The 6,215-nt window shown below is 63.4% G+C and carries 13 protein-coding genes; all 13 read left to right on the top strand.

Annotated features, from left to right (window positions below; genetic code table 11):
- The first annotated feature begins 500 nt into the window (after window positions 1-500).
- The 13 genes from rpsJ to rplX are packed head-to-tail and all read left to right on the top strand — an operon-like array spanning window position 501 to window position 6,207.
- On the top strand, window positions 501-812 hold the full coding sequence (gene rpsJ / locus N800_RS10115; protein ID WP_036137876.1) for a 30S ribosomal protein S10: 312 nt from the start codon (window positions 501-503) through the stop codon (window positions 810-812).
- 10 nt (window positions 813-822) lie between these two features.
- Window positions 823-1,476, top strand: a complete 654-nt coding sequence (gene rplC / locus N800_RS10110; RefSeq protein WP_036137874.1) for a 50S ribosomal protein L3 — start codon at window positions 823-825, stop codon at window positions 1,474-1,476.
- A 14-nt stretch (window positions 1,477-1,490) separates the two neighbouring features.
- Complete coding sequence (gene rplD / locus N800_RS10105) at window positions 1,491-2,096, top strand: 50S ribosomal protein L4 (protein ID WP_036137916.1); 606 nt, start codon at window positions 1,491-1,493, stop codon at window positions 2,094-2,096.
- Entirely contained in the window at window positions 2,093-2,389 is a 297-nt protein-coding gene (rplW, locus tag N800_RS10100) for a 50S ribosomal protein L23 (RefSeq protein ID WP_036137871.1), read from the top strand. Before rplD ends, rplW begins: the two co-directional genes overlap by 4 nt.
- Before the next feature lie 12 nt (window positions 2,390-2,401).
- Complete coding sequence (rplB, locus tag N800_RS10095) at window positions 2,402-3,229, top strand: 50S ribosomal protein L2 (protein ID WP_036137867.1); 828 nt, start codon at window positions 2,402-2,404, stop codon at window positions 3,227-3,229.
- A gap of 6 nt (window positions 3,230-3,235) precedes the next feature.
- Window positions 3,236-3,502, top strand: a complete 267-nt coding sequence (gene rpsS / locus N800_RS10090) for a 30S ribosomal protein S19 (protein ID WP_036137865.1) — start codon at window positions 3,236-3,238, stop codon at window positions 3,500-3,502.
- A gap of 10 nt (window positions 3,503-3,512) precedes the next feature.
- Window positions 3,513-3,848 carry a 50S ribosomal protein L22 gene (gene rplV, locus N800_RS10085; RefSeq protein WP_036137913.1) on the top strand — a complete coding sequence of 112 codons (336 nt, stop codon included), beginning with the start codon at window positions 3,513-3,515 and terminating at the stop codon, window positions 3,846-3,848.
- Between the two features lie 14 nt (window positions 3,849-3,862).
- A complete protein-coding gene (rpsC, locus tag N800_RS10080; protein WP_036137862.1) occupies window positions 3,863-4,609 on the top strand; it encodes a 30S ribosomal protein S3 in 747 nt (248 codons plus the stop codon).
- A 6-nt stretch (window positions 4,610-4,615) separates the two neighbouring features.
- Complete coding sequence (gene rplP, locus N800_RS10075) at window positions 4,616-5,029, top strand: 50S ribosomal protein L16 (protein ID WP_036137860.1); 414 nt, start codon at window positions 4,616-4,618, stop codon at window positions 5,027-5,029.
- The gene (gene rpmC, locus N800_RS10070) at window positions 5,029-5,214 is read left to right on the top strand and encodes a 50S ribosomal protein L29 (protein ID WP_036137857.1); all 186 of its coding nucleotides are present in this window, start codon (window positions 5,029-5,031) and stop codon (window positions 5,212-5,214) included. Before rplP ends, rpmC begins: the two co-directional genes overlap by 1 nt.
- Before the next feature lie 10 nt (window positions 5,215-5,224).
- Window positions 5,225-5,494 (top strand): 30S ribosomal protein S17, encoded by a 270-nt coding sequence (gene rpsQ / locus N800_RS10065; RefSeq protein ID WP_036137854.1) that lies wholly within the window; start codon window positions 5,225-5,227, stop codon window positions 5,492-5,494.
- A gap of 14 nt (window positions 5,495-5,508) precedes the next feature.
- On the top strand, window positions 5,509-5,877 hold the full coding sequence (gene rplN / locus N800_RS10060; protein WP_036137852.1) for a 50S ribosomal protein L14: 369 nt from the start codon (window positions 5,509-5,511) through the stop codon (window positions 5,875-5,877).
- A 15-nt stretch (window positions 5,878-5,892) separates the two neighbouring features.
- Complete coding sequence (rplX, locus tag N800_RS10055; protein WP_036137850.1) at window positions 5,893-6,207, top strand: 50S ribosomal protein L24; 315 nt, start codon at window positions 5,893-5,895, stop codon at window positions 6,205-6,207.
- The last annotated feature ends 8 nt before the right edge of the window (window positions 6,208-6,215 follow it).

The following is a 6,215-nucleotide window of genomic DNA, read 5'->3' as shown; positions in this document are numbered from 1 at the left end:
GTCGGCGCGGGCGTCGTCGCCAAGATCATCAAGTAAGAAGCCGGCCGGGCGCGTGCAAGCGCGCCCGGCTCCGGTTCAGGCGCCCCGCAGCGGCGGGGTTGCCTGGGCTGAACAGGTCCCCAGCGTTCCTTGGAACTCCCGGCGGGTGTGCTTGCACTGGCTGTGGATATCCGGTTAGAATGCAAGACTACTGCGGTACTTCGTTCACGCGAAGCGCCGCAACCAGCGAAATGAGGAGCAGGACGCGCCTCGTATTCGCCAGACAGGGATATGTCGCACGGCGTGCTCCGTACGTTCCGGGCCCTCGGGCTTCCAAGGAACGCTAAACGGGGCCTTTCGTGCGTTCTACTCAGTCTGGGCGGGTCGGGAAACCGATCTGCCTTTGTTTTTCCAGGCAAGGAGGCTCCGGGGCGAGGGTGTAGCCCCGGGGTAGTTGCGTATTCATGGGGTTCGGCACACCCGGAGGCCGGCCCGTCGCTCTTTAACGAAGGAATACCGTCATGGCGGACCAAAAGATCCGAATTCGGCTGAAGGCGTACGATCATCGTCTGATCGATCGCTCGGCCAGCGAGATCGTTGAGACGGCCAAGCGTACCGGTGCCCAGGTCAAGGGCCCGATCCCGCTGCCGACCAAGATCGAGCGTTACACCATTCTCGTTTCGCCGCACGCCGACAAGGATGCGCGCGACCAGTACGAGACCCGCACGCACAAGCGCGTGCTCGACATCGTCGACCCCAACGACAAGACCGTGGACGCGCTGATGAAGCTCGAGCTCGCGGCGGGCGTTGACGTCCAGATCAAGCTGACCTGAGGCCACCACCATGACCGCGAAGAAGTATTCGTTGGGCATCGTCGGTCGCAAGGCCGGCATGAGCCGCCTCTTCACCGAGGACGGCAAGTCGGTTCCGGTGACCCTGATTGAGGCCACCCCGAACCGCATCACCCAGATCAAGACCCAGGACACCGACGGCTACAGCGCCGTGCAGGTGACCGTGGGCGCCAAGCGCGCTGCGCTCGTCAACAAGCCGGAAGCCGGTCACCTCGCCAAGGCGAAGGTCGAAGCCGGTCGCGGCCTGTGGGAGTTCCGCGTGGCAGACGAGCTGATCGGTGGCTTCGAAGTGGGCGGCGAGATCAAGGCCGACATCTTTGAAGTCGGCCAGACCGTCGACGTCCAGGGCGTGACCAAGGGTAAGGGCTTCCAGGGCACCATCAAGCGCTGGAACTTCACCATGGGCGACGCCACCCACGGTAACTCGCTGTCGCACCGCGCGCCGGGTTCTATCGGTCAGCGTCAGACCCCGGGCCGCGTGTTCCCGGGCAAGAAGATGGCCGGTCACATGGGCGCCGTCCAGCAGAGCACCCAGGGCCTGGAAGTGGTCAAGGTCGACGCCGAGCGCGGCCTGATCGCCGTCAAGGGCGCGGTGCCGGGCGCTCCGGGTGGCGACGTGATCGTCCGTCCGACGAGCAAGGCATAAGGGAGACGATGACGATGGAACTCGCCATCAATAACAGCAGCAAGACCGTCTCGGTCTCCGACGAGATCTTCGGCCGCGATTTCAGCGAAGACCTGGTTCACCAGGTGGTCGTTGCTTACCGCAACGCCGGTCGCGCCGGTACCAAGGCGCAGAAGACCCGTGCGGAAGTCAACGGCACGACCAAGAAGTCGAAGAAGCAGAAGGGCGGTGGTGCGCGTCATGGCGCGCTGACGGCTCCGATCTTCGTCGGCGGCGGCGTGACCTTCGCGGCCAAGCCGCGCAGCTTCGCGCAGAAGGTCAACCGCAAGATGTATCGCGCCGCGATCGCCGCGATCCTGTCCGAGCTCAACCGCCAGGGCCGCATCATGGTCGTCGAGAACTTCGAGCTTGACGCTCCGAAGACCTCGGGCCTGGTTGCCAAGCTCAAGGGTCTGGAAGTCGGCCAGCGTCCGCTGATCGTCACCGAAGACGCCACCGAGAACCTGTACCTCTCGGCGCGCAACCTGCCGTACGTCCAAGTGCGTGACGTCCAGGGCCTGGATCCGGTCTCCCTCGTGGGTGCGGATACGGTCGTGGTCACCGCCGACGCGGTGAAGAAGATCGAGGAGTGGCTGGCATGAACGACGCCAAGCTCTACAACATCATCCGTGCGCCGCGCGTGTCCGAAAAGACCGCTCGCCTGCAGGAAGTTTCCAACCAATACGTCTTCGAAGTCGCGACGGACGCTACCAAGGCCGACATCAAGGTCGCCGTGGAAAAGCTGTTCGACGTCAAGGTTGAAGCGGTCAACGTCGTGAACGTCAAGGGCAAGACCAAGTCCTTCAAGTTCCGCGAAGGTCGCCGCAACGACTGGCGCAAGGCGTACGTGACGCTGGCCGAAGGCCAGTCGATCGACGTGATGGCCAAGGCCTGAGGATAGATACCCATGGCATTGATGACTTTCAAGCCCACTTCGCCCGGCCGCCGCAGCGCGGTCCGCGTGGTGACGCCGGACCTGCACAAGGGTGCGCCGCACGCGCCGCTCCTTGAGAAGCAGAACAAGACCGGTGGCCGCAACAACTATGGCCGCATCACCACCCGCCACATCGGTGGTGGCAGCAAGCAGCACTACCGCATCATCGACTTCAAGCGCGACAAGGTCGGCATCCCCGCCCGCGTCGAGCGCGTCGAATACGACCCGAACCGCACCGCGCACATCGCTCTGCTGTGCTACGTGGACGGCGAGCGTCGTTACATCATCTCGCCGAAGGGCCTGAAGGCCGGCGACCAGGTGATCGCGGGTCGTGATGCTCCCATCCGCACCGGCAACACCCTGCCGCTGAGCAACATCCCGGTCGGCACCACGGTGCACTGCGTCGAGATGAAGCCGGGCAAGGGCGCACAGCTGGCTCGTGCGGCTGGTGCTGGCGTCTACCTGGTTGCGCGTGAACACGGTTACGCCACCCTGCGCCTCCGCTCCGGCGAAATGCGCAAGGTGCCGGTCGAGTGCTGCGCCACCATCGGCGAAGTCGGCAACGACGAGCACAGCCTCGAGAAGCTGGGCAAGGCCGGTGCCAAGCGTTGGCGCGGTGTCAAGCCGACCGTTCGCGGTGCGGCCATGAACCCGGTCGATCACCCGCACGGCGGTGGTGAGGCCAAGGCCGGTCAGGGTAACCCGCACCCGGTCACCCCGTGGGGTGTCCCGACCAAGGGTTACAAGACCCGTAAGAACAAGCGCACCCAGCAGTTCATCGTGCGCGATCGTAGGAGCTAATCGGCCATGGCACGTTCACTCAAGAAGGGCCCGTTCATCGATCACCACCTCGCCAAGAAGGTGGAGACCGCGGGCAACAACAAGAAGCCGATCAAGACCTGGTCGCGTCGCTCGACGATCCTCCCCGAGATGATCGGTTTCACGATTGCCGTGCACAACGGCAAGAACCACATCCCCGTGCTTGTCAACGAGAACATGGTTGGCCACAAGCTCGGCGAGTTCGCCCTGACCCGGACGTTCAAGGGTCATGGCGGCGACAAGAAGTCGAGGTAAGGAGATGACCATGGAAGCGAAAGCCATCCTGCGCACCGCGCGCATCTCCCCGCAGAAGGCCCGCCTGGTCGCTGATCAGGTCCGCGGTCTGTCGGCTGAACGCGCCGTCAACCTGCTGAAGTTCTCGGACAAGAAGGCCGCCCACATGATCCGCAAGGTCGTGGAGTCCGCCATCGCCAACGCCGAGAACAACCAGGGCGCTGACATCGACGAGCTCAAGGTCAAGACCATCATGGTGGACGAGGGTCCGACGCTTAAGCGCTTCATGGCGCGAGCGAAGGGCCGCGGCACCCGCATCCTCAAGCGCACCAGCCACATCACTGTGGTCGTGGGCGCGGGCAAGTAAGGCGGAGTCAGACAATGGGTCACAAAGTTCATCCGACTGGCATCCGCCTGGGCATCGCCAAGGACTGGAATTCCAAGTGGTTTGCCAACAAGAAGCAGTACGCCGAGTTCCTGGCTGCTGACCTGAAGGTCCGCGAGATGCTTCGCAAGAAGCTGGCGCAGGCTGGTATCTCGAAGATCTTCATCGAGCGCCCGGCCAACAACGCCCGCGTCACGATCCACACCGCCCGTCCGGGCGTGGTGATCGGCAAGCGTGGTGAGGACATCGAGAAGTTGCGCAAGGAAGTCTCCGCGGTGATGGGCGTTCCGGCGCACATCAACGTGACCGAGGTCCGCAAGCCGGAACTCGACGCGCAACTGGTGTCCGAGTCGATCGCGCAGCAGTTGGAGCGTCGCATCATGTTCCGCCGCGCCATGAAGCGCGCGGTTGGCAACGCGATGCGCCTGGGCGCGCTGGGCATCAAGGTCAACGTCGCTGGCCGCCTCAACGGTGCGGAAATCGCCCGTTCGGAGTGGTACCGCGAAGGCCGCGTGCCGCTGCACACCCTGCGTGCCGACATCGACTATGGCTTCGCTGAAGCCAAGACGACCTACGGCATCATCGGCATCAAGACGTGGGTCTACAAGGGCGAGATCTTCGATTTCTCCCAGGTTGGCCAGGAAAAGCAGGACGACGCCGCTCCGCGCGCTGAGCGCGGCGACCGTGGCGACCGTCGTGATCGCAACGACCGTCCGGCCCGTCCGGCCCGCGAAGCGAGGTAATCCAACATGTTGCAACCCAAGCGAACCAAGTACCGCAAGGTACACAAGGGCCGCAACGAAGGCCTGAGCTGGAGCGGCAACGCCGTCAGCTTCGGCGAATTCGGCCTGAAGGCGACCGCGCACGGTCAGCTGACCGCGCGCCAGATCGAGGCAGCACGTCGTTCCATCAGCCGCTACGTCAAGCGTGGCGGCAAGATGTGGATCCGCGTGTTCCCCGACAAGCCGATCACCAAGAAGCCGATCGAAGTCCGAATGGGCTCCGGTAAGGGCAACGTGGAGTACTGGGTGGCCCAGATCCAGCCCGGCCGCATGATCTATGAGATCGAGGGCGTCAGCGAGGAAGTGGCACGCGAGGCGTTCCGCCTGGCCGCCGCCAAGCTGTCGGTGACCACCACTTTCGTTACCCGTACGGTGCGCTAATGGAACTCAAGCAATTGCGCGAAAAGTCGGCCGACGAGCTGAAGTCCCATCTGCTGGACCTCCAGAAGGAGCAGTTCGCCCTGCGCATGCAGAAGGCGACCGGCCAGCTCGCCAAGACCCATGACGTCCGCCGTGTGCGCCGCGAGATCGCTCGCGTGAACATGCTGCTGGGCGATAAGAAGTAAGGACCCTGCAATGACCGACAACAATACAGAGAAGGCGATTCGCACGGTTGAAGGCCGGGTCGTCAGCAACAAGATGGACAAGACCGTCACCGTGCTCGTCGAGCGCCAGGTCAAGCACGCGCTGTACGGCAAGTACATCCGTCGCTCGACCAAGCTCCACGCCCACGACGCCGACAACGCCTGCAAGGAAGGCGATGTCGTGCGTGTGAAGGAGATTGCGCCGATGTCCAAGACCAAGAACTGGAGCGTGGTTGAGATCGTCAGCCGCGCCGCCGAGTAAGAGGAGAGCTAACCATGATCCAGATGCAAAGCTACCTCGACGTGGCCGACAACTCCGGTGCCAAGGAAGTGATGTGCATCAAGGTGCTCGGCGGCTCCAAGCGCCGTTACGCCGCGATTGGCGACATCATCAAGGTCACCGTGAAGGACGCGATCCCGCGCGGCAAGGTCAAGAAGGGCGACGTCTATGACGCCGTCGTGGTCCGCACCCGCAAGGGCGTGCGTCGTCCGGACGGTTCGCTGATCCGCTTCGATGGCAACGCCGCCGTGCTCCTGAACAACAAGCAGGAACCGATCGGTACCCGTATCTTCGGGCCTGTAACCCGTGAGCTGCGCTCCGAGAAGTTCATGAAGATCGTCTCGCTGGCGCCTGAAGTGCTCTGAGCGGAGGAATAGAAAATGAACCGTATCCGCAAGGGCGACCAGGTCGTCGTCATCTCCGGCAAGGACAAGGGCAAGAAGGGTGATGTGGTGCGCGTGGCCGGCGACAAGGTCGTCGTGTCCAACATCAACATCATCAAGCGCCACACCAAGCCGAACCCGCAGGCTGGCCAGCCGGGCGGCGTGGTCGAGCGCGAAGCTCCGATCCACATTTCCAACGTGATGCTCTTCAATCCTGCCACGGGCAAGGGTGAGCGCGTCGGTTTCAAGGTGCTGGAGGATGGACGCAAACTGCGTGTGTTCCGCTCCAGCGGTGAGGCGGTTGACGCCTGAGGAATGCA

This window comes from Lysobacter daejeonensis GH1-9 (assembly GCF_000768355.1).
Lineage (GTDB): Bacteria > Pseudomonadota > Gammaproteobacteria > Xanthomonadales > Xanthomonadaceae > Aerolutibacter > Aerolutibacter daejeonensis.
Note: the sequence above shows the minus strand (reverse complement) of the source record. Positions and strands in the feature narration are given on the sequence as shown.